This is a genomic window from Clostridium tetani (assembly GCF_900167265.1).
Classification (GTDB): Bacteria; Bacillota; Clostridia; order Clostridiales; family Clostridiaceae; genus Clostridium_G; species Clostridium_G tetani.
Genome location: NZ_FUWT01000010.1, coordinates 28806 through 51964, shown reverse-complemented (window position 1 = coordinate 51964; position 23159 = coordinate 28806). Strand labels below are relative to the sequence as shown.

Genomic DNA, 23159 nt, shown 5'->3' with positions numbered 1-23159 from the left:
TTTAAAACTTTTATAACAAAAGAAAGGAGCTAATGCCCTAGCTCCTTTCTTTTTTTGAATTTATGGATTACATACCTTACATGGAATATATCCTTTACTTTTTGCTTCTTCTAAAGATATAGCAATTTTGCTCTTTGTCAGGCTTTTACATCCCTCTTTATGATATTGTTCACCAGTTTTAGTTATATAAACTGCTTCTTTATCCTTTACTGTGTTATTATTATTTTTAGAATCATCAGCCACATTCTTCCCACTTTTTTCAAAATGAAAATTTATAGCATTTCCATTAGATGTTGCTATTATATTTCCCTTTTCGTCTGTTCTGTAAAAAGATATATTATTAGCTTTTAGCTTATCTAAAGTCTTTTCTGTTGGATGTCCATATTTGTTATCTTTTCCAACAGATATAACTGCATACTTAGGGTTTACCTTCTTTAAAAAATCCTCTGTAGTAGAACTGTTACTACCATGATGACCTACTTTTAAAACATCCGCACTAATATCTAGTTGCTTTTTTAAAATTTCACCTTCTGATACATCTTCTGCATCACCTGTGAATATAAATGAGTTATTTCCAAATTTTAATTTAGTTACAATAGAATAGTTATTCACGTCAGTATAAGAATCACTACTTGGTGCTAATATTGTCCAAACAGCATTTCCTAAATTATAACTCTCTCCTACTTTAGGGGTAGTTATTTTAAGTCCTTTATTATTTATAGCAGTTACAACACTTTTAAAAGTTTGAGTATTTGCTGTAGCCTTAGGCATAAACACTTGTCCTATTTCAAAATTATTTATAACTACATCTAATCCACCTATGTGGTCTTCATGAGGATGAGTACCTATTACATAATCTAATTTTGTTACACCATGGGATTTTAAATAATCTACTACAACTTTTCCGGAAGAATTCGGTCCACCATCTATAAGCATGTTTTTTCCATCTTGCTGAATTAAAATTGAATCTCCTTGTCCAACATTTATGTAGTTTACTTTTAAATTTCCTATTTCTTTATCTGTATCTAATTTACCTTGAATACTTTTAGCTACATCATCACTAACTACTGCACTTCCACCTAATATAATTACATTTTTAAACTTACAATCTTTTACAAAAGACATAACGGAGGTTTCTATTTTATTTGAAACCAATACTATAGGAGAATTAGTTTTAGATGCTAGAGCACTTCCTGAAAGAGCATCTGGATAATTGCTTCCCGCTGCTAAATATATATTTTCCAAATTTGCCTTATCAAAAAATTCTTTTAATATTGCTGCATTGGTATCATACCTACTATTTCCAAACAATCTTTTAGGATTTTTCAAATCTTTTTCAATAGTAGAACTTACAACTCCTTCGCCTCCTATTACATAACTTTTTTCATAAGAGTTTTTTCCTATAAATTCTTCTATCTCTAAAGGTAAACTTTCTTTTCTAGTTAAAAGTATGGGCATTTCCTTGTTAGCTGCTATAGGAGCTATAGATAAAGCATCTGCAAAGCCTAGTCCATTTGTTACTACAACACCCTTTGATGTACCTATTTCCTTTGCTACTTCTACACTAGTAGTAAATCTATCTTTACCATATATTCTTTTAGTTTTTATGTTTAATTTATTAATTTGTTCTTCTGCACTTTTAGATACAGAACCTGCTCCACCTACTATTATTACATTTTTTGCTTTGATTTTTCCCAATGCTTCCTGTGTTTTTTTGCTTAAAGTTTTGCTTTCAGTAAGAAGTATTGGAGCATCATATTTTTTAGCTAATGGTGCTGCACATAAAGCATCTGCAAATCCTTCTCCGCTAGCTATTATAGCATAGTCTGAACTTTTCCATCCATGTTCAGATATGGATGCAGATGTTTCATATCTGTTTGCACCACTTAATCTTGTAGTACTGATTTTTGTGCTAGTCTCTGCATTAACCTTGATATTAGATGTACCTGCTAAAAAGGATAATGCTACAAGAAAAGCTGCTAATTTTTTATTAACTTTTTTATTCATGTCAAACCTCCCTATATTTTGTATTTATTAGTCGTTTTTTATTATAATTTGTAGATTTTGTTGTTTCAATAATTACATAATGGAAGGTATTGAATAACTATGCACGTAATGAAAATATATCTAAAATAGGAATAATAATTAGCTATTTTGTTAAACATAATTACATGAGTAAAGGAGAGATATCTATGATTGGATTATTAATAAAATTAGTAATTTGTCCTATAACTTTGATATTATCAGATTCTATATTAACAACTTTAAATTTTGCTTCTATATATCAAGCTATAATAGTTGGAGTTGTATTTGCTATTTTTGCTCACATTCTAGAAGTGTTTTTCTTAATGCCAACTATGATTTGGATGAATAATTTACTGGATTTTATTGCTGCCATTTTTGTTATATATTTAAGTCAATATTTTATTTCAGGTGCTTATATAACTTTAACTGGTGCAACCCTAGCCTCTATTTTTATTAATGTTACTGAACTTATTGAGCACTATTATTTAGTTAGAAGCGGTAATGCTAAAAAAGATATTTAAATTTTGCATAAAAAAACAAATAAAAAGAATCATTGAACTCTTTTTATTTGTTTTAGTTTATATTTCTTAATTATTTGCATTCTTCATTCTTATGCTTTTCAGTCTTATGCTCCTTATCTGTATCTTCATAAACATTTATATACATCTCTTTTATTTCACTAATAAGTGGATATCTTGGATTTGCCACCGTGCATTGATCATCAAAGGCTTGTTCACTCATTTCATCTAAAGTTGCATAGAATTTTTCTTTAGGAACCCCAGCTTCACTAATAGTTTTAGGTATTCCTACTTTTTCATTTAATTCATCAATAGCTTTAATTAAAAGCTCTACTTTTTCATCATCTGTATTTCCTCCTAAATTTAAATGATCTGCTATCCTTCCATATCTCCATTTAGCATTAGGATATTTATATTGCGGATACGAAGCTTGTTTTCTAGGGTTATCAACTGCATTAAATTTGATTACCTCATTTATAAGAAGAGCATTAGAAAGGCCATGGGATAGATTATGCATTGCTCCTAATTTATGAGCCATGGAATGACATACTCCTAAGAAAGCATTGGCAAAAGCCATACCTGCCATAGTAGATGCATGTGCCATCTTTTCTCTTGCCTTTATATTATTAGCTCCTTCATTATAAGCATCGGGTAAATATTTAAATACAAGTCTTATTGCCTCTAGGGCTAAACCATTGGTATATTCTGAAGCAAGTACAGATACATATGCTTCTATACCATGAGTTAAGGCATCTATACCTGATGCTGCTGTTAATTCCTTTGGTATATTTAACATTAATTCAGCATCTATTATAGCCATATCTGGAGTCAACTCGTAATCAGCTAAAGGATACTTAATTCCTGTATTCTCATCGGTAATTACTGCAAAGGGAGTAACCTCTGAGCCAGTTCCAGCTGTAGTTGGTATTGCAACCATCATAGCTTTTTCTCCCATTTTCGGAAACTTGTATACTCTTTTTCTTATATCCATAAATCTCATAGTAAGATCTTCAAACTTCACATCAGGGTGTTCATACATTATCCACATGATTTTTGCAGCATCCATAGGCGAACCACCACCTAGGGCAATAATTGTATCTGGTTTAAAACTTTTCATATCTTCAGCACCCTTTTTTGCCGTTTTTAATGTTGGGTCAGATTCAACATCAAAGAATACTTTGAACTCAATTCCAATTTCCTCTAAAATCTTTTCTATTTTTTCTGCAAATCCAAGATTATAAAGTACTCTATCTGTTACTATAAAGGCTCTTTTTTTCTTCATATCCTTTAGTTCATTTAGTGCCATAGCAAGACAGCCATATTTAAAATATATCTTTTCTGGAACTCTAAACCATAGCATATTTTCTCTCCTCTCAGCTACACTTTTTATATTTATTAAATGTTTAACTCCAACGTTTTCTGAAACAGAGTTTCCTCCCCAAGTACCGCAACCTAAAGTTAATGATGGCTGAAGTTTAAAATTATATACATCTCCCATGGCACCTTGAGATGCAGGCATATTTATTATTGTTCTTCCTGTTTTCATAGTAAGACTAAATTTGTCCACTCTATCTTTTGACTTTACAATATTTGTATATAAAACCGAAGTATGCCCTCTTCCTCCATCTTCTATTAATGTTACAGCTTTATCTAGCGCCTCATTAAAATCCTTTACTCTATACATAGCAAGAACAGGGGATAATTTTTCATGAGCAAAGGGTTCATCAATTTCTACCGATTTAACTTCTCCTATAATAATTCTACTGCTTTGAGGTATTTCAACTCCCGCTAGTTTTGCTATTTTATAAGGAGGTTGTCCAACAATATCAGGATTAACTGCTCCATTTATTAGTATTATATTTCTTAGTTTATCTACTTCATCTCCTTTTAATATATAAGCTCCTCTTTCTTCAAACTCTTGTTTAACATCTTCATATACTTCATCTACTACAAGTACTGATTGTTCTGATGCACATATAACTCCATTATCAAAACTCTTTGACATAATTATTGAGTTTACTGCCATTTTTATATGTGCTGTTTCATCTATAATTGCTGGTGTATTTCCAGCACCAACACCTATGGCAGGTTTTCCTGAAGAGTATGCAGCTTTAACCATTCCAGGTCCGCCTGTAGCTAAAATCATATCTCCTTCATGCATAAGTTTTTGAGAAAGCTCTAGGGAAGGTTCATCTATCCATGCTATTATTTCTTTTGGAGCTCCAGCATCTATTGCTGCTTGAAGAACTATTTTAGCAGCAGCAATGGTAGATTTTTTTGCTTTAGGGTGTGGAGAAAATATTATTCCATTTCTAGCTTTTAGACAAATAAGTGCTTTAAATATTGTTGTAGATGTTGGATTAGTAATTGGAATAATAGCTGCTATAACTCCTCTTGGTTCCGCTACCTTAGAAATTCCAAAGGATTCATCCCTTTCAATAATTCCACAAGTCTTTTCATCTTTATATTTATTATAAATGTATTCTGATGCAAAATGATTTTTTATTACCTTATCTTCAATAATTCCCATACCTGTTTCTTCTACAGCTAGTTTAGCCAGTTCTATTCTTGCCTCATTTGCAGCTATAGCTGCACTTCTAAATATCTCATCTACCTGTTTTTGATTATAATTTGCAAATTCTTTTTGTGCCTTTCTTACATTTTCTATCTTTTCCATAAGCTGTTGAACATTTTCTACCTTCATAATTTAGTCCCCTCTCTTTTAAATAATTTTCAGTTTTTATAGATATAACATTTAATTCAATAGTATTTCCAACTTATTCGTTAAATATATAACAATTAACTTTACATATATTCTCTTTGTTATGTTAATTATATAACAAATATTCAAACTATTCAATTTTATATCTGCTTATTTAAACCGCTTTTAGCCATATATTTCACGTTTAATAACTAATTCTGTTATTTACTCTTGAATTTATCTAAAAAATTAATTAACTATTTAACAATTTACTATATATGTACTATTTATTGTTGTTATTTTTTATACAATCTTTTTTTAAAAAAACTTCTTTTTAAAAAGCAAATTCCTCCTAATTAAGTAAACACTACTAAAAAGTAATTCCTGCAATTCAAACCGCACACCTAGATTAAATTGATGCGCGGTTACTTAACTTTAGTAAAATATTTTTTAATCTAATTAAAAGCTCTCCAAAACTGTCCTCTCATATCTATAATAGCCATAATATCCTTATAAGGTATCCTAAAAGTAGGAAATCCCGCTGCATAAGGAGCAATTTCATAGGGTTCAAAGTAAATATATAATTCACTTTCTCCTATATAAAATGGTTGGTTCTCTTTTATACCTTTAAAAGCATCTGGAAAAACATAGGAATACTGTTCATCATGTTTTATTTGATAATCTATAATATCACTTAATACTTTTACATAATCACTATCTTTTTTAAATAAATCTTCTAATTCATAAAATTCTCCACTTATAAGATCTATATGAGGATATATCTTAGTAGGCATACCATGAGCTGCACCAAAATAATAAAGATATCCATTAAGCTCTAAAACTAATAGATTCTTTTTGAAAAATTCTACTGAAAAATCTCCAAAATAATTATAATCAAGCTGTACATCCGCTTCTATATATTTCACCTGAGAAAGTTCTTCTAGCTTTTTATTTACTCTTTTTTCTTCCTCTTTATCTTTCATACCTGAAATTTCAGGATAATACACTAAGTAATCTTTATTTAGTCTATACCTTTTTTCTATAATTTTATATTTATTATTAAGTGGAATTTCCTTGTTTTGTTGCCATATTACTTTTCCTGTTTTATCTAAATAAGATATTCTAAAGTCCACATCAGCTTTAATTATATCTTTTTTAAACTCTAATATACCACTTCCGCTTACTGCTGGTAAACTTTTAACCCTAACTCCGCTTTTATCAATAAAAAATGTATCCTTATCACTATAAGCTGATGCTAATCCATTTTTATAATCTGACACTCCATAGTAAATAAAGTCCGTAAGAAATTTTCCGTTATTATCCGCAATGGCATATTTAGAACCTATATAAGGTTTATCTTCTAAAATAGCCTTTCCAACAGCTAACCTTCCCTCTCCTAATTTATTTATATCATTATATTTTGCTTCAATTACGAACTTTCCCTTTGTATCTATAAGTCCATATTTATTTCCATAGTCTTTGGAAGTATTTACTATGGCTCTTCCCTCACTAAAAGCTCTAGCTTGTGTAAAATTAGGTTTTATAACAATATTTCCTTCTTTATTAATATATCCAAATTTGCTATCTGGTTTTTCCTGAAAAGCTAAAAGACCTTCACTAAGGTTTCCAACTAAATTATATTTATAGATATTTAATGTTTGTCCATTCCTATCTATAAGCCTAAATTCATTTTCTTTAACTTTGACTATAGCTTTTTCATCTTTAAAATCACCAGCAGACTGGTATCTAGCAGGTATTATCTCCCTTTCTTCTTTATCTAGATACCCATAAAAATATGCTCCATTATCACCCGAATTACCAAATACAGCCCTTCCATCTTTATAGGTTCCTATATAATCATAAGCTTTCGAAGTGACTTCACGCCCTTTTTCATCTATTACTTTAAAGCCTCTAGAGTCTATTACTGTAGCACGTCCTTCTGAGAATTCTGAAATAGATTCATATTTAGGTTCCACCACATATTTTCCAGATTGATTTATAATACCATAAAGGTTATTTAACTCAACTATAGCAAGACCATTATTTTGGAAATCAAAAGCTTGACCATATTGAGGTTTAATAATTAATTCTCCTCTATTATTTATATATCCCCATAAAACTCCCTTTGCAGTTTTTATGGAGGCTGGATATAAATTAATAGCTGCCTCTCTACATTTTAGTTTATTTAATATGTCTTTTTTTAATTTAATTAAAACATCTCTAGGTGGATACTCAAGATTTAAATTTATAGCCTTATTAATCGAAATTAAGGCATCTTTATACATACATGATTTAAATTGAGCATCTGCAAGATAGTACCAATAAAAGGCTGCATCGGGAATTTCTTTTACTCTTTCTTTATAAAAAGCCACTACCCTAGGAAAATAATAGGGATATACATCTTTAGCAGGAATTAACTCTCCATTTTCAAATCTATATACTTCAACTTTATAAGCATTACCTGTATCATGGATCCATAGCGCTATTTCACATATACCATCATAGCCGCTACATCCTTTCATATCTTCTACTTCAATTTTACTGTAATAAACCTCTTCTTTAAGTAAGTGTTTATAACCCTGTGGAGTGTACTGAATTATATCTAATTGAGCCCAAATAGCTCCAACTTGCCATCCCACAATTAGGCTATTTATGTTTTTTTCTGTAATTCTTGCAACCCCTAAGTAATTTATACCATATCCTCTACCTTTTATGTTTGCTACTACATACCATAGATTTTTATATCTTTTTAGTATAGTAATATAAATTTCTCCTTGCCATTTATATCCTACAATTATTTCTGGTATTCCATCTCCATCTAAATCAGCTATGCATATTGCTGGTTTTTTATGAGGTTCTTCTAACATTATAATTTCCGCTCCCCATGGTAAACACTTCTTTATAAAGCTTATTAAATTTATTTTATATTTCATATCAAAATCCTTTATAATTACTTCAGAAATATTATATGCAAAAGCCTTTAATATGTGCATATAAATTCATTAAGCTATATATTTTTAAATCCTTATTAATATATTATTTATATCTTCACTTACCTTTAATCTTTCCTCATAAACCCATTCTTCATCAAAGGGCAATTTAAGAGCCTTTGATGAAGAATAGTAAAGGTTTATCTTTTGATAATAAGTTTCTAGCTCATAAAGGGTTTTAAAAGGATATTTAGGTTTTGACAATCCCTTTCTCTTAGCTATAAAAATCTCATCCATATAATTTAAAAATGCACGCATTAAATCTGAATTTCCAACATCAAAAGGAATTTTTAAAAGTTGCCATTGTATACTTTCATCTAATTTATAAAATTTTATACTATCTAAAACTATTAAATATTCACTAATATCCATTTTTCTGTAATGAGGAATTTTTTCTTTTTGGGTACTCCAAATAGCTAATTTTTCCCTAAGGGGTAATCCTTTTATTTTTAATATAGCTTCTGTGGGTCCCACCACCGCCTTATCTATTGTTCTATCTTCAATATCTATCATTTCTTTTATAAAGTTTTGAGTGTTACCATAGGATGAAACATATCCAATCTCATATATTCCCTTTCTACCTGCTCTTCCTGCTATTTGTTTAACTTCTTGGGAGTTTAAATACCTTATTTCACTTCCATCAAATTTTTTAACATCCATAAATATTATTCTTCTTATGGGCAAGTTAACTCCCATGCCTATAGCATCGGTGGTTATCAAAATTGAAGATTCTTTATTTATAAATTGTTTATATTGTTTTTTTCTAACCTCTGGTGGTAAATCTCCATATATTAAACTGGATTTTATCCCCATATCAGCATAATTCTTAGCTAATTGAAGTACTCTTTTTTTAGAAAATACCACCAGAGCATCGCCTTCTTTAATATCTCTATAAGAAAAAGATTCGAATTCCATTTCCAATGGTATATCCCTTTTGTATTCTTTAAATTCATATTCATCCTGGCAATCTTCTACTATTTCTGTTATGATATCTTTTGAATTTATTGCTCCACATATATGTATTTCCTCACAATTTAAACCTAAAAATGCCCTTGTCCATGCAGCTCCCCTTTCATCATCATCTATCATTTGAATTTCATCTATTATTGCCACATCATAAACTTTATTAATATCTAATTTTTCTATGGTGCAAGATGTATGTGTAGCATTTTCTACTTTTATTTCTTCCTCGCCTGTTAATAGATTACATTTTATACCTTCATTATTTAATCTTTCAAAATTTTCTAATGCTAGTATTCTTAAAGGTGATAGATATATTCCATGTTTTGACTCCTTTAATTTTTGCATAGCATTATAGGTTTTTCCTGTATTGGTTTCTCCTAAGTGAATATAAAATTTCCTAGTAAGTTTTCTAGCTTCTTCATATTCATCTTTTGGGTTTTTAGGAAATACTGTATCAAATTTTTTATATATCATTTTTGGAATATGACTTGTTATTAATACAGTCATAATTCCAGATTTTAAATAAGCTTCATAATTATCTTTTACTACTTCGTGAAATTTAAAATCTGTATTATTATTTTTATTATAATTATTTATAATCCTTATGGATATATCCTCTAAAAGATCTAAATATCTTTCATAAACTCTATTAAAATCTCTAAAATTTTCATTTTTATATTCACCTAATGCCTTTAATTTTTTTCTAACCGCTGCTTCATGATCCCATAGAGCATTGTTTTTGGTATGCTTTACTATGTTCTCCATTTGATCTATTTGATGTTTTATCTTTCTAAAGTTTCTTTCCATTGTTCTCTTTTTCATAATACTCCTCCGATATAAAAACACATTCTTAACTTTTAATATCCCCTATTACTCTAATAATACCACCATTTCAAATTTTTATCTGATTTTATTATAGTGAATAAATCTATATCATATGAGCAAAAATAATTTAGAGAAGAGGTGAAAATATGGATAATGAAACTCAATTTATAAATAGTTTTCCAAAATCTATACCTGGTCAACATCAAACAAAGCATCCTGGCATTGAATCTATTATGAACCCAAGACCTATATTTGATAATCCAAACTATGTAGCTTCGGACAAATTAAAGGATAAAGTAGCTTTAATTACAGGAGGAGATAGTGGTATTGGAAGAGCTGTAGCTCTAGCTTATGCAAAGGAAGGCGCAGATATTTCCATTGTTTATTATGATGAGCATGAGGATGCAGAGGAAACAAAGGCTTTAATAGAAAACTTAGGTAGAAAATGCATACTAATTCCTGGTGATATAACAGATTCAAACTTTTGTAATAATGCTGTTAATGAAACTGTAAATTCCCTTAATGGTCTTCATATTTTAGTAAATAATGCCGCAGTACAATATACTCAAAATAGTATAGAAGACATAACTGAAGAACAATTAGAAAAGACATTTAGAACAAATATATTCAGTATGTTCTATTTAGTAAAAGCAAGCATTCCACATCTTAAACAAGGAAGTTCTATTATAAATACAGCTTCCATAACAGCTTATAAAGGAGATGAATTACTAATAGATTATTCCTGTACTAAGGGAGCTGTAGTAACCTTTACAAGATCCCTTGCTCTATCTTTGGCATCAATGGGTATAAGGGTAAATGCTGTGGCACCTGGTCCTATATGGACTCCACTTATTCCTTCTTCCTTTGATGTAGCTAAAGTAGAACAGTTTGGTAAAAATACTGCTCTTACAAGACCTGCACAACCTGTAGAATTAGCAGGTGCATATGTATATTTGGCCTCCTGTGATGCATCTTATGTAACTGGGGAAATAATACATGTAAATGGCGGAAAATTTGTAAGTGGATAAAATAAACCTATCACATATCTTTAAAAATATGTGATAGGTTTACAATTATTATATATTAATAAGACTTTCTACTAAAGTATGTATATTCTCTAGATATTTAATACTTTCTCCCTTTTCACCATATAATTTTATTCCTTCATCTTCTTTTCTAAAGCTAAAAACTTTTTTTCCCTGTTCTAGTGCGTAGGAAATTAATTGTACATTATCTTTATTAATTTCCCCTATTTTATAAGCTGAATCTATTACAAAAGATACATTATCTATCATAGATTTTGCCTTTTTAATATTTATATCTTTTATGCTTTCAAAGGCATTTTCTTTTAATACGGAAAGCCCCATAGTTCTTGCTATTTCATAATCCACATCATTTTCATGCAATATACCTGTATAAAAACCTATATTGTATTTTGTAAGTACTCTAAATATAGGAGCTCCACAACCACCTCCACCTATAACAAAAGCTCTAGGCTTATTAGTATTTGAAAGTTCTATAGAACCTAACAGATTATTAAAATTTGCATCTTTTATTCCATATAATTTTTCTATACCTTTTTCATCTACTACATCTTCTGGAGTTCCATAGACAATTATATTTCCTTTATTAACAAGAGCTACCTTATCACAGCTTTTCAGTGCCATATCTATTTCGTGAAGAGATAATATTACCGTTATTTTTCTTTCTTTTGTAAGTCTTTTTAAGATTTCAATAAGTTCTAATCTATGTTTTATATCTAAATGAGTTGTAGGTTCGTCTAAGACTATAACCTGTGGTTCTTGTGCAAGTGCTCTTGCCACTAGTACTTTTTGCTTTTGCCCATCACTTAATTCATCAAAATAACATTCTTTTATATCTTCCGCATTTACAATTTTTAAAGCTTCCATAATCTTTTCTATATCCTTATCACTTAAATATCCGAAAAAACCTGTGTAAGGATATCTTCCCATAGCCACTACATTAAAAACTGTCATTAGTCCACCATTAAATTTATTAGTTAAAACTACAGACATTTTCTTTGAAAGTTCTTTATTGGCTACATCCTGAATATTTTCCCCTTCTATATAGACTGTACCTTTTATAGGATCTAAAAGTTTGGATACAGTTCTTAAAATAGTTGTTTTTCCTGCTCCATTAGGTCCTAAAAGACAAAGGATTTCTCCCTTTATTAAGTTTATATTTATATCTTTAACAACTATTTTACTTTCATAGCCTACAGAAAGGTCTTTAGTACTTAAAGTTATCATAATGAAGCCCTCCTTTTAAGGATTAAATATATTACAATAGGGGCTCCAATAAAGGATGTTATAGCACTAATGGGCAGTTCTATAGGAGCAAATAAGGTTCTGCAAATTAAATCACAAAATGCTGTTACTATAGCTCCCAAAATAACTGTACCTGGAATTAGTACCCTATTATCAGAAGTTTTAAAAATAAGTCTTGAAATATGAGGAACTGCAAGACCAATAAAAGCTATAGGACCTGTAAAAGCTGTTACTACAGCAGTTAAAATACTTGCAATTAATATAATTATTAATCTAAATTTTTTTATATTAACACCCATGCTTTTAGCATATTCCTCTCCCATTAAAAATGCATTAAGAGGTTTTACTGTAAAAAAAGATGCTATTAATATTGGAATACCTACAGATGTAAGTACCCCTACATTGTTCCATGTAAACCCTGAAAAACTTCCCTTTGTCCACATGATAAAACCGTATAATTGTTCTTTATCTGCAAAGGCTGTTAAAATATTGGTTACAGCACTACAAATATATCCTACCATTATACCAATAATTAAAAGGGTTATTATATTTTTTACTCTCATGGCAAAGACTACAACTAACATCATAACCAATAATGATCCTAAAAAAGCACCAAAAACTAACACATAAGGAGAAGGATTTTCAAAACCTAATCTAAAACCTCCAAGCATTACTAAAGCTACAAATAGTGTAGCTCCTGATGAAATTCCTAATATATATGGCTCAACTATAGGATTTTTAAAAAATATTTGAAGAAGTAATCCTGAAAGTGCTAGAGCTGCTCCTCCAACTAACGTTGCAATTGCTCTTGGAAGCCTTATATCCATAATAATGTCTTTATTAGTAGAATTACTTAGTTCTTTATTAAATATAATCTGTATAACCTCTTTTAAATCTATTCTTACAGATCCAAATCCAACACAAAAGGCAAATGCAAAAAAGCTTAGAATTAAAAGAAATATTAAAAGAAATATATGTTTAGATCTTGCCTTATCTATAGTCTCCATTTTATATCCTTTCTACTTTTCTAATTTATGATAGTGTTGTATTTTATGATCTTTAAATTCCTCTGGATGGCATATTGCTGCTAAATCTTCAATAATTTCATGTAACTTATCTACAGATTGAGACCACCATGGCTGGGTTATCCATACTTGTCCACTTTTAACAGCCTTCATCTTTTCTGTTACCGGTGCCTCAGCTATAACATCCTTTATAGTTTTAGGTCTTGATGAAGTCATAGCTTCGTAAATATATATATCTGCATTAACACTCTTTGCATAAAAGTCTTCAAAACTTATGGAAGCTGCTCCTCCCTTTTTACTGTCTAAATTCTTAAAAACGTATTCTCCACCTGCTAAAGGATACATGTTTCCTTGGTATGAGCCTCCACGTCTTACTGAAAATTTACCCTTATGTGCAACACCTGCTGTTACAAGCGCTTTATTTTTTCCTTTTAGTTTATTATTTACATTAGTAATAGTTTCTTCTGCCATTTTTAAATGCTTGTCTGCTATATCTTCTTTATTATAGAAAAGAGACATGAATTTTATCCATTCCATTCTTCCTAAAGGATGATTTTCTAAAGATGATGATTCCACAATATATGGTATTCCAAGTTCATCAAATTTAGGAGCAAGTTTTGGCACATCTACTGATATAATAAAGGCAACTTCAGGTTTTTTAGATTTAATTAATTCATAGTCTAAAGCTTTAATTTTCCCAACGTATGTAATATCACCTTTTTGCATCCTCTTATTTATTTCATCAATATGTCCTTCATTAACATTATATTTTGTAACACATTTTATACTATCATATACATCTAATGGTTTTATTAAAGAAGTTTGCATAGTTGAACATAATAAAACGTTATCAATTGGTGTTCTTATAACTGGAACATTATCATAACCTTCTGGTTTCTTACCTTCCTTTGGTACTAATAATACTTTCCTATCAGCCCCGTCTGTTACCAGTTTAACGTTATTATCTAAATATTCCACACTAAATTTATTTGCATACTTATTTTCTGATTTAGCTTCTTTTGTAACTTGTTTAGAACCATTGGTATTTTTAGCATCGTCTTTCTTTTCACCACATGCAACTAAAGAAAAAGTTAATACTCCTAAAATAAAAATACTTAAACATTTCTTCATATATTTTTTCATATATTACACCTCTAACTTAATTTTATTTTTAATTATATTGTTTAAAAAAATAGGAACCCTCCTGACATTGAGCTGCCAAGAGGGTTAAAAATCCATTTTACACAAATGAATAATCACCTGTAAACACCCCCATCTCTCGTAGAGTTATAGTGTATTTAATTTAGGTAGGTATTCTGACTTAGGTTCATTATTTTTTCATACCTTCCCAGATATATTATCCAGTGGTTTACTTTGAAAAAACTCCCCATCACAGCGGCGGGACCGTTCAGGATTTTCACCTGCTTCCCTATTAAGCTATAAGCACCTAAATTTATTCTATAAATGTATCCAAATATTCCTTATTTTATATTAAGTTATCATATAGTTTATTTTGTGTCAAATGTATCCTATTTATTATGACCTTTACACCATCTTCTACAAAAATCTGCTTTCCTACTGCATACAATTTTTTCTGAACCACAGGCAGGGCAAGTATCTCTATCCTGCTTATAATTTATTTCATAAATATTTTCGCAATCTAAACATCTATATTTACATAGTTTTGTAGTATAGTTACCTCCACTAATTTTTATAGCCTTTCCTTCTGTTAGCGCAATAGCCACTTTATTTCTTGCACTGTCTATAATATTTTGAAAGGTTTGCCTTGAAACTTCCATTTTTTGAGCACATTCTTCTTGATTTAGTTTTTCAATGTCCTTAAGCCTCATAGCTTCTAATTCTTCTACTTTTAAAACCATTTCTTCTATTTGACATTTAGGTTTTCCCCAGGGTACAAAATAATTATCTTCTGGAAAAAATTCTACTCTTCTAAATTTGGTTGGCCTCGCCATTAAAATCCCTCCTGCATTTACTACATATATCCTATTATACTATCACATCTATAACATTCAATATAAAGCACATGGAGAAATATAAATTATCTTAATGGGTTTCTATTTTTGTTTAGATAAAGCTATACAAGAAGTAATAATTAAAACTCCTCCCAATACAGTTAACGTGTCAGGAATTTCCTTCCAAAATACAAATCCCCATATAGCATTAAAAACAATACCAATATAACGAGTTATCTCCACAACAATAGCGCTTTCATGTGTAAAGGCTTTGGTTAAAAATACTTGTCCTAATAAAGAAACAATGCCAATGCATAAAAGGTAAAAAAACTCTAGTGGAGTTGGCATAATAAAACTATTCCACATAAGTGGAATAGATACTACAGTACCTATTGCTAAAAAATAAAATATAATTTCATAAGTATGATGCTTTCTTTTAGTTAGTAGGCGTATGGTAATTCCTGCCGCTGCAGATAATAAAGCACTAAGGAGACCAAAAAGTGCTTCAACTGAGTAAGTACTATAATTAAAGGGTTTAATAAGCAGCATTGCACCTAAAAAAGCTATTGGAAGTAAATAAAGACTGTTTTTTGATAACTTCTCCTTTAAAAATATTGTGGAAAGAATAATGGCAAAGATAGGAGACATGTGCACTAATATGCTAGCATCTGTTAATGGTATCTTAGAAATAGTATAGAAATAAGTTATTAAGTATAGCGCTCCTAGAAGACCTCTAGTCATAAGCAAAGGTATGCCCTCTTTAGAAAACTTAACTTTATTTCCTTTCATAATGAAATATAGCAAAATTGTACCAATAAAACTTCTAAAAAACGCTACTTCTGTTGAGGGGATGGACAAACTAACCGCCTTTACAAGGGCATTCATAATACTAAAAACCAGTGAAGTTAAAATTGCAAAAATCACTCCATTTTTCATTTTTTCATCCTCCGTTTTCTTAAATATATAATTTAATTTACAAAATAAAAGCCACGAATTTTTATAAATTATGGATCCGTGACTTTTATTTTAATTTTTTTCTTAAGCTTCAAAAACCTTTAAAAGATCCTTTGTATAAGAATGTCTCTCTTTATCAAATAATTCTTTTCTATTACATCTATCAACAATTACCCCCTCTTTCATTACCATCATTCTTTGGCACATAAAATTAACTGCACTCAAATCATGAGAAATAAAAAAATATGAAAATCCCAAATTCTCTTGAAGATCCTTTAATAAATTTAATACTCTAGCTTGAATAGATACATCAAGACTAGCAGTAGGCTCGTCTAGTATTATAAGTGATGGCTCCACACTTATAGCTCTAGCAATTATAACTCTTTGTTTCTGTCCTCCACTTAGTTCACAAGGATATGAGTCTAAGTATCTTAATGGCAACTCAACCATATTAAGAAGAGCTTTTGCTGATTTTCTTCTATTACTTCTTATATCTTTTAAAAATGAAGGAATTACATCTGGTTGATAATCCAACGGTTCCATTAGAGAATCTATTATTTTTAACTTAGAATTTAGTGAAGCTGTTGGGTTTTGAAATACTGCCTGCATGTTTCTTTGTTTTTTCCTAAATTCAGTTTTTTTCATATTATGAATTGCTTCTCCGTTCAGCCACATCTCACCTTTATCAATTCTTTCAAACATAAGAATACATCTAGCAAGAGTACTCTTTCCACTTCCACTTTCACCTACTAGCCCAAGACATTCACCTTTTTTCATTGAAAAGGATGCCTCATTTACAGCTAAATACCCATTGGAATATTTTTTTACAATCTTATCTACTACTAGCAAATTATCTTTTATTTCCTCTTTTGATATACCAATACTATCCATATAAATTTTCTCCTTTTCTCAAAACCTATATAAAAGAACTCTGTTTATATTCATCTGTTATATATAAACGTTTTGGAACATGTCGCATAGGAGGAATTGAAGCAAATAAATTTTTAGTATAAATATGTTCAGGGTTATTTACTATTTTATCTCTACTTCCCATTTCAACTATCTTTCCATTGTGCATAATAGCTATCTTATTTGCATAATTCTTTGCACATCTTAAGTCATGAGTTATAAATAATAATGCACATTTTGTTTTTTCTTTTATATCCAAAAGCAATTCCAATACCTTTGAAGCGGTAAGTGCATCAAGTGCCGTGGTAGGTTCATCTGCTATTAAAAGTTTGGGTTTAAGTATAACAGCTTGTGCAATAGCTGCTCTTTGCAATTGTCCTCCACTTAATTGAAATGGATAACTATTAAATACTCTCTTTGCATCTAATCCAACATCATTTAATGAATTAAGAATTCTTTTTTTTCTCTCTTCATTTGATATGTCAATATGACATTTTATCATTTCCTCAATTTGCTTTCCGATCTTTATAAAGGGAGTAAATGCATTTTGATAGTCTTGAAATATGTATGCAACTTCTTTTCCTCTAATTTTTCTAAGTTCTTCTTCATTTAAACTTCTTATATCTATTCCATTAAGATTAATATCTCCTGAAACTAAGTTCAAATTCTTATGTATTAAAAGCCCTATAGAGGAAGCTGTTACACTTTTTCCACTTCCACTTTCACCTATTAGGGCAAGCCATTCCCCCTCATCTACTGAAAAGCTTACATTGTCTACTACTGGTCTTTTATTTGCATTGATTATCAAGTTATTTATGTTAACCACAGACATTTTCTCACCCCTTTTAGTTTCTAGTACTATATTGTTTACTAATTGAATCCCCAAATAAGTTTACTGCAAGTACCACAATCATTATGGCAAGTCCTGGTGCAATCATTAAATGAGGGGCACTTTGAAAAAAAGTTCTTCCTTCATTAAGCATAGAACCCCATTCTGGATTTGGAGGTTGTACTCCTAGACCAATATAGGAAAGGGATGCAATCATAAGTATTATCTTTCCCATATCCATAGTAGCCACTGCCGTAATATTCCCTACAATATGTGGTATTAGATGTTTATTAAGTATTGATATTGTATTTAACCCATTAAGTTTTGCCATAAGTATATAATCCTTGGTTTTTTCAGATTGAACAGTACTTCTTACAAGTCTTGCATAACGAACCCATTTCACTGCCACTATTGCAAGTATAAGATTAAATGTACCTGATCCGAGAATACCACTTAATACTATTGCTACTATATAATCAGGAAAAGCTATAAAGGAATCTATAAATCTCATAATCACCCAATCCACTTTTCCTCCCACATATCCTGAAAATAACCCTATAGGAATTCCTATTAAAAGGGAAAAAATCAGTATTATAATACCTGTTCCCACAGTTGTCCAAGCCCCTGAAAGTACTCGTGAGAATACATCCCTTCCTAAGTTGTCTGTTCCAAATAAGTGTTGGCTACTTGGAGGTTGTAGGCTAATTGACATATCTACTAAATTAGGATCATAGGGAGTAACCATCTTACCTATAACCATTACAAGTATTATAGAAATAAAGAAAACCATTTTAAAATTTATTTTAGATTTCAAGCTGCTCAGCCTCCTTAATAGCTATAGAAGGATCAATAAAACGGTGTAGAATATCTACAATTAGATTAATCACAAACACTAGCATTCCGGTAAATAATATAAATCCTTGTATCATAGAATAATCCCTATTGGTTATAGCTTCTATTGCTAGTTTTCCTAATCCAGGATAGGAGAACAAAACTTCAATGACAACAGTTCCTCCCATAAGACTTCCCATACTCATTCCAAAAAGTGTAAGTACGGGCATTAAACTCTTTCTAAGTACATGAAAAAAGAATATTCTTACCTCTAGCACTCCCCTTGCCTTTGCAGATTGAATAAAATCCTGTTCCATACTTTCAATTATGCTTGTCTTTAACAGTCTAACATAAGGTGGTGCCATGGATATCCCAAGAGTTAATGAAGGTAAAATGAGATGTTTTAGTCCTCCTACTCCCATTGATGGTAATAAGTTAAGCTTAATTGCAAAAATATCAACTAATATAAAACCAAGCCAGAATCCCGGTATAGATGAACCTATAAGATTAAAAATCTCACTTATTTTATTTATCACACCATCCCTGTAGAAAGCAGATCCTACTCCTAGTGGAACTGCTATAAGGAACATAACCGTAATAGAACTTAATGCTAGTAAAAGTGTACGTGGAAATGCTTTTCCTATTCCACTTGCAACGGATTTACCTGTTATTAATGAGTTTCCAAAATCCAAATGAATAACTTTTTTTAACCAATGACAATACTGAATTACCATTGGTTTATTAAGTCCAAGTTGTTCACGCAACTGTTCTACATCTTGATTTGAAACCGCTACTTCTTGAGTACCTAATATATTCATTACTGGATCTCCTGGTGCCAACTTTAAAATCATAAAACTAAAAAAGGACAAGAGAAAAAAGAATACTAAAACTTTAGCTAATCTCTTACTTATTCCATACATTTTTTATTTCACATCCAAATCTTTTGTTATCATATAAAACTCACTTGGGGAGGTTTTCCAATTACTAATTCGTTGATTATTATATGCTACTATTACATTTGGATAAGCTACATATGAGTTATAATTCTTTTTATTAATTATTGTAGTAGCCTGTTTAGCAAGTTCATTTCGTTTTGTTTCATCTATGCAGCTATTAAATTCATTTATAATAGCAGTTAGTTTATCATCATTAATATATCCATGATTAAGAGAACCCTCTGGTTTAATTGAAGAATTTAAATAGTAACCTGCGTCTCCTCTTGGAGCTGTAAGTAATGAATATACACAAAAATCCCAGTCATCACTTTTTAGATGGTTATCAACATTTTCACCTTCTACTATAGATATATTCATTTCTATGCCTATCTTTTTAGCATTCGATTGTACAAGTTGTGCAATAGGTGGTAATTCTGCTCTTGATGCATATGTAACTACTTTTAACTTTATTGGTTTGCCATTATCTAAAACCTTTCCATCAGTAACAGTTAATCCCGCCTTTTTGAAATTCTCAAGAGCTTTATCTAATCCAAATTGATTTTTTTTATAATCTATTGCAAAAGGAAGCCCTTCCATAAATGGACCATATGCAATAGTTGCTTGTGCTGACATTATATTCTCAACAATTTCTTTTCTATTTATAAGTGAATCTAAACCTTTTCTAAAATATTCATTGCCTGTAAGTGGTTTTTTTATGTTATATAATAATTCATTTGTACGCAATCCTGGCATAGTATCAATTGTAACCTTAGAATCCTTTTTAAGAGTTTCTATGGATTCAGCTGCTGGTTTGAAAATTATATCTGCATATCCAGACTGTAAAGCTTGAAGTCTTGCATTTGCATCTTGGTTAAATTCAAAATTTACCTTGTCCACCTTCACTTCCCCATCCCAATACTTGTCATTTTTTACTAATTGTATTGATGAATTATGTTTAAAGTTTTCAACCTTAAAAGCTCCTGTACCACAAGGTTTTGTATCTATATCAGAAGCATTTACATCTATAATTGCCGTATTTGGATGAACAAATTCTGATGGTAGTGATGCATTTGGTTTTTTTGTTACTATTTTTAAAATGTCTTCTTTAGCCTCCATAGATTCAATATTAAGCGCATTCTTAATACCTGGATTATTTTTAATACAAGCTTCTATATTTGCTTTTACTATATTTGCATCTAAAGAAGTTCCATTGTGAAATTTTATACCCTTTCTAACTTTGAACTCCCAATGTTTTGCATCCTTACTATTCCATTTTTCAAGTAACCATGGTTTAAGTTTTAAATCCTCATCTATTCTTACAAGTGTTTCAACTGCCCCAGTTCTTATTGGTATATTTCCACTTGCCTTTAAATGTGGATTTAATGTATTGGTGGCATGTACATAAAGATATGTAACTTTTTTCTCATCTTGTTTTTTATCATCTCCGATAGCTCCTGTATCCTTTGAGCCGTTACAGCCGGCAAAGGATATTACCATTAAAAATAACACTAATAAAATGCTTATACTTTTACTTATTTTATTTTTCATATAAATCCTCCTATACATAGTAAAAAATCCTTTTCATCGTCTAATAGATAAAAAGGATTTTTCATGAAATTGAATTAATTATATACAAAAATAAACCCCCTCCTATCATCCGTAGAGTATGATCTATAACAACAGGCAGGTCTTCTGACTTAAAAATCAACATAGTACAAAGCCTTCCCATATTAACAGTGGCATATTCTGCACTACTCTTTTATTACAGCGGCGGGACCGTACAGGAGTTACACCTGTTTCCCTTTTAATTGAAATAATAAATATTATTTCAAACCTGTTGTCTTATTATATTAACTTTTTAACAAATCTTACTAATTATATATTGAGTTTATTAATTTGTCAATATATTATAACTTTTTTAAAAATTATTAAATAATTATTGTCAAAGGTTGAAAAGGAATTATCACAAACATTGGATGATTTGTTTTGGGAAGAATAAATAAAAAACCCCGAATTATTTCTGGGTTTTTTATTTATATGATTTTTATCAAACTTTTAATGCTTATTAATATGTTCTTTATTACCATCATCTCTATTAATATCATTTTTATTACTCTTTAATTTAAAACTATTAGCAATATGGGTCCTTGAAAATTCTTCGTAAAACATTTTCTTATTTTTATTGAATAATCCTCTGAATAATTTAAATCCTATAATAAGAATAATAATCAAATATATAATATTAATAATACTTATTACTGTAGTATGAAAATTTGATAATAAATTCAAACCGAATATGATTCTTAATACAGATATAACTATTAGCCAAGAATATCTTTTTATCAACTCTATAAACTTTAATTTAGTGTTGCTTTCATTTACAATTTTTATTTTAACTAACTTTTTACCCAAAGTATATCCATTAGTTATATATGGTAACAAAATAATATATAAAATAAACCATATCGAAGTTATATCATTTTTCCTATTTATCAATGGAATAAAACTTATAACTAATAAATCTGCTGCAAAAGCTATTCCCCTTCTTATATAACCTACCTTTGATTCATCATAATTATATCTTAAATCTATTTCATCAATATTAGGAAGTATCTTTTTAGATATAGGAACTAAATAATATCCAATAACTCCACCTATAGTATTTAACATAAGATCATCTACATCAAACAATCTATAGGCATATTTATATATACCGAATATACCAGTTAATTGAGTTACTTCAAAAAACAAAGATGTAAGAAATGATATTGCTAATGCTTTTTTAAAGTTTATATTATAAAAATATCTTAAAAAGAATCCTAAGGGTGTTAATAATAATACGTTAAAAAACACCTGCCATAATCCCCTATTTTTTAATATGCTTGAATATGTACTAAATCCCCTAGCAACAAGATTACTATACTCTTTAAAAAAATCACCTATAAAATTAAATGGTATTAATTGAGGATGAATTATATGTTTAGGTACAAAGTTCCTATCTGGTAATGGTAATATTACTAAATAAAAGGCTGAAATTATATAAAATACAAATGCTATATGCATAAAAGATCTGTATTTACTTACAAAACCATGTTTTCTATACTGAATAATGCAATAAGGAATAAATGCCAAATATATTAAAAATATAACTGTCAATAATGCTATTTTTATTGGAAATACGTATGCATACATGATTAATACTCCCCCTTTCTTTTTTATAAGCCTATATTTATCATACTATTACAGTTAGTTTAAAAATTCTACTGCACTACATTATAACAAATTTCTTCAAAATCTCCTAATAACTTTTTTAAACTTTAAATTTATATTTAAAACTACAGTAGCAAATATAGAATATATAAATAAATTAATAATAGAGTAGAATTTTTAGGA

General features: G+C 29.7%; 17 protein-coding genes and 2 riboswitches. Of the genes, 2 read left to right on the top strand and 15 right to left on the bottom strand.

Annotation, left to right across the window (positions count from 1 at the left end; genetic code table 11):
* Positions 1 to 60 precede the first annotated feature (60 nt).
* Positions 61 to 2007, bottom strand: a complete 1947-nt coding sequence (locus tag B5D21_RS08745; protein ID WP_011099586.1) for a cell wall-binding repeat-containing protein — start codon at positions 2005 to 2007, stop codon at positions 61 to 63.
* Positions 2008 to 2192: 185 nt separating this feature from the next.
* Here B5D21_RS08745 and B5D21_RS08740 point away from each other — a divergent pair, with 185 nt between their 5' ends.
* Positions 2193 to 2546 carry a hypothetical protein gene (locus tag B5D21_RS08740; protein ID WP_035109824.1) on the top strand — a complete coding sequence of 118 codons (354 nt, stop codon included), beginning with the start codon at positions 2193 to 2195 and terminating at the stop codon, positions 2544 to 2546.
* Positions 2547 to 2616: 70 nt separating this feature from the next.
* Here B5D21_RS08740 and adhE read toward each other — a convergent pair whose 3' ends face one another.
* The 3 genes from adhE to B5D21_RS08725 all read right to left on the bottom strand — a co-directional run bounded on the left by adhE (position 2617) and on the right by B5D21_RS08725 (position 10019).
* A complete protein-coding gene (gene adhE, locus B5D21_RS08735) occupies positions 2617 to 5247 on the bottom strand; it encodes a bifunctional acetaldehyde-CoA/alcohol dehydrogenase (protein WP_011099588.1) in 2631 nt (876 codons plus the stop codon).
* 452 nt (positions 5248 to 5699) lie between these two features.
* A complete protein-coding gene (locus B5D21_RS08730; protein ID WP_035124933.1) occupies positions 5700 to 8177 on the bottom strand; it encodes a WG repeat-containing protein in 2478 nt (825 codons plus the stop codon).
* An 84-nt stretch (positions 8178 to 8261) separates the two neighbouring features.
* Positions 8262 to 10019, bottom strand: a complete 1758-nt coding sequence (locus tag B5D21_RS08725) for a helicase-related protein (protein WP_035124849.1) — start codon at positions 10017 to 10019, stop codon at positions 8262 to 8264.
* 149 nt (positions 10020 to 10168) lie between these two features.
* Between B5D21_RS08725 and B5D21_RS08720 the strand changes: the two genes are divergently transcribed.
* Complete coding sequence (locus B5D21_RS08720) at positions 10169 to 11050, top strand: SDR family oxidoreductase (protein ID WP_011099591.1); 882 nt, start codon at positions 10169 to 10171, stop codon at positions 11048 to 11050.
* Between the two features lie 48 nt (positions 11051 to 11098).
* On the opposite strand, the gene B5D21_RS08715 is transcribed toward B5D21_RS08720, so the two are convergent.
* The 11 genes from B5D21_RS08715 to B5D21_RS08665 form a co-directional block, all read right to left on the bottom strand.
* On the bottom strand, positions 11099 to 12292 hold the full coding sequence (locus B5D21_RS08715) for an ABC transporter ATP-binding protein (RefSeq protein WP_011099592.1): 1194 nt from the start codon (positions 12290 to 12292) through the stop codon (positions 11099 to 11101).
* Entirely contained in the window at positions 12289 to 13317 is a 1029-nt protein-coding gene (locus B5D21_RS08710; RefSeq protein WP_011099593.1) for a FecCD family ABC transporter permease, read from the bottom strand. The genes B5D21_RS08715 and B5D21_RS08710 overlap by 4 nt, the downstream gene beginning before the upstream one ends.
* Positions 13318 to 13329: 12 nt before the next feature.
* A complete protein-coding gene (locus B5D21_RS08705) occupies positions 13330 to 14478 on the bottom strand; it encodes an ABC transporter substrate-binding protein (protein ID WP_011099594.1) in 1149 nt (382 codons plus the stop codon).
* Positions 14479 to 14624: 146 nt separating this feature from the next.
* Positions 14625 to 14801, bottom strand: a riboswitch (cobalamin riboswitch).
* A gap of 63 nt (positions 14802 to 14864) precedes the next feature.
* The gene (locus B5D21_RS08700; protein WP_011099595.1) at positions 14865 to 15308 is read right to left on the bottom strand and encodes a DUF134 domain-containing protein; all 444 of its coding nucleotides are present in this window, start codon (positions 15306 to 15308) and stop codon (positions 14865 to 14867) included.
* A gap of 102 nt (positions 15309 to 15410) precedes the next feature.
* Positions 15411 to 16244, bottom strand: coding sequence for a DMT family transporter (locus B5D21_RS08695; RefSeq protein WP_011099596.1), 834 nt, complete (start codon positions 16242 to 16244; stop codon positions 15411 to 15413).
* Between the two features lie 102 nt (positions 16245 to 16346).
* A complete protein-coding gene (locus B5D21_RS08690; protein ID WP_011099597.1) occupies positions 16347 to 17153 on the bottom strand; it encodes an ABC transporter ATP-binding protein in 807 nt (268 codons plus the stop codon).
* 25 nt (positions 17154 to 17178) lie between these two features.
* On the bottom strand, positions 17179 to 18003 hold the full coding sequence (locus B5D21_RS08685) for an ABC transporter ATP-binding protein (protein WP_035124846.1): 825 nt from the start codon (positions 18001 to 18003) through the stop codon (positions 17179 to 17181).
* A gap of 13 nt (positions 18004 to 18016) precedes the next feature.
* Positions 18017 to 18814: a nickel transporter permease gene (gene nikC, locus B5D21_RS08680; RefSeq protein WP_011099599.1), complete on the bottom strand. Its 798-nt coding sequence runs from the start codon at positions 18812 to 18814 to the stop codon at positions 18017 to 18019.
* Complete coding sequence (nikB, locus tag B5D21_RS08675; protein WP_011099600.1) at positions 18804 to 19751, bottom strand: nickel ABC transporter permease; 948 nt, start codon at positions 19749 to 19751, stop codon at positions 18804 to 18806. Before nikB ends, nikC begins: the two co-directional genes overlap by 11 nt.
* A 3-nt stretch (positions 19752 to 19754) precedes the next feature.
* Positions 19755 to 21314, bottom strand: a complete 1560-nt coding sequence (gene nikA / locus B5D21_RS08670) for a nickel ABC transporter substrate-binding protein (protein WP_035124844.1) — start codon at positions 21312 to 21314, stop codon at positions 19755 to 19757.
* 117 nt (positions 21315 to 21431) lie between these two features.
* Positions 21432 to 21619, bottom strand: a riboswitch (cobalamin riboswitch).
* Between the two features lie 202 nt (positions 21620 to 21821).
* Positions 21822 to 22958, bottom strand: coding sequence for a VanZ family protein (locus B5D21_RS08665; protein WP_011099602.1), 1137 nt, complete (start codon positions 22956 to 22958; stop codon positions 21822 to 21824).
* Between the last annotated feature and the right edge of the window lie 201 nt (positions 22959 to 23159).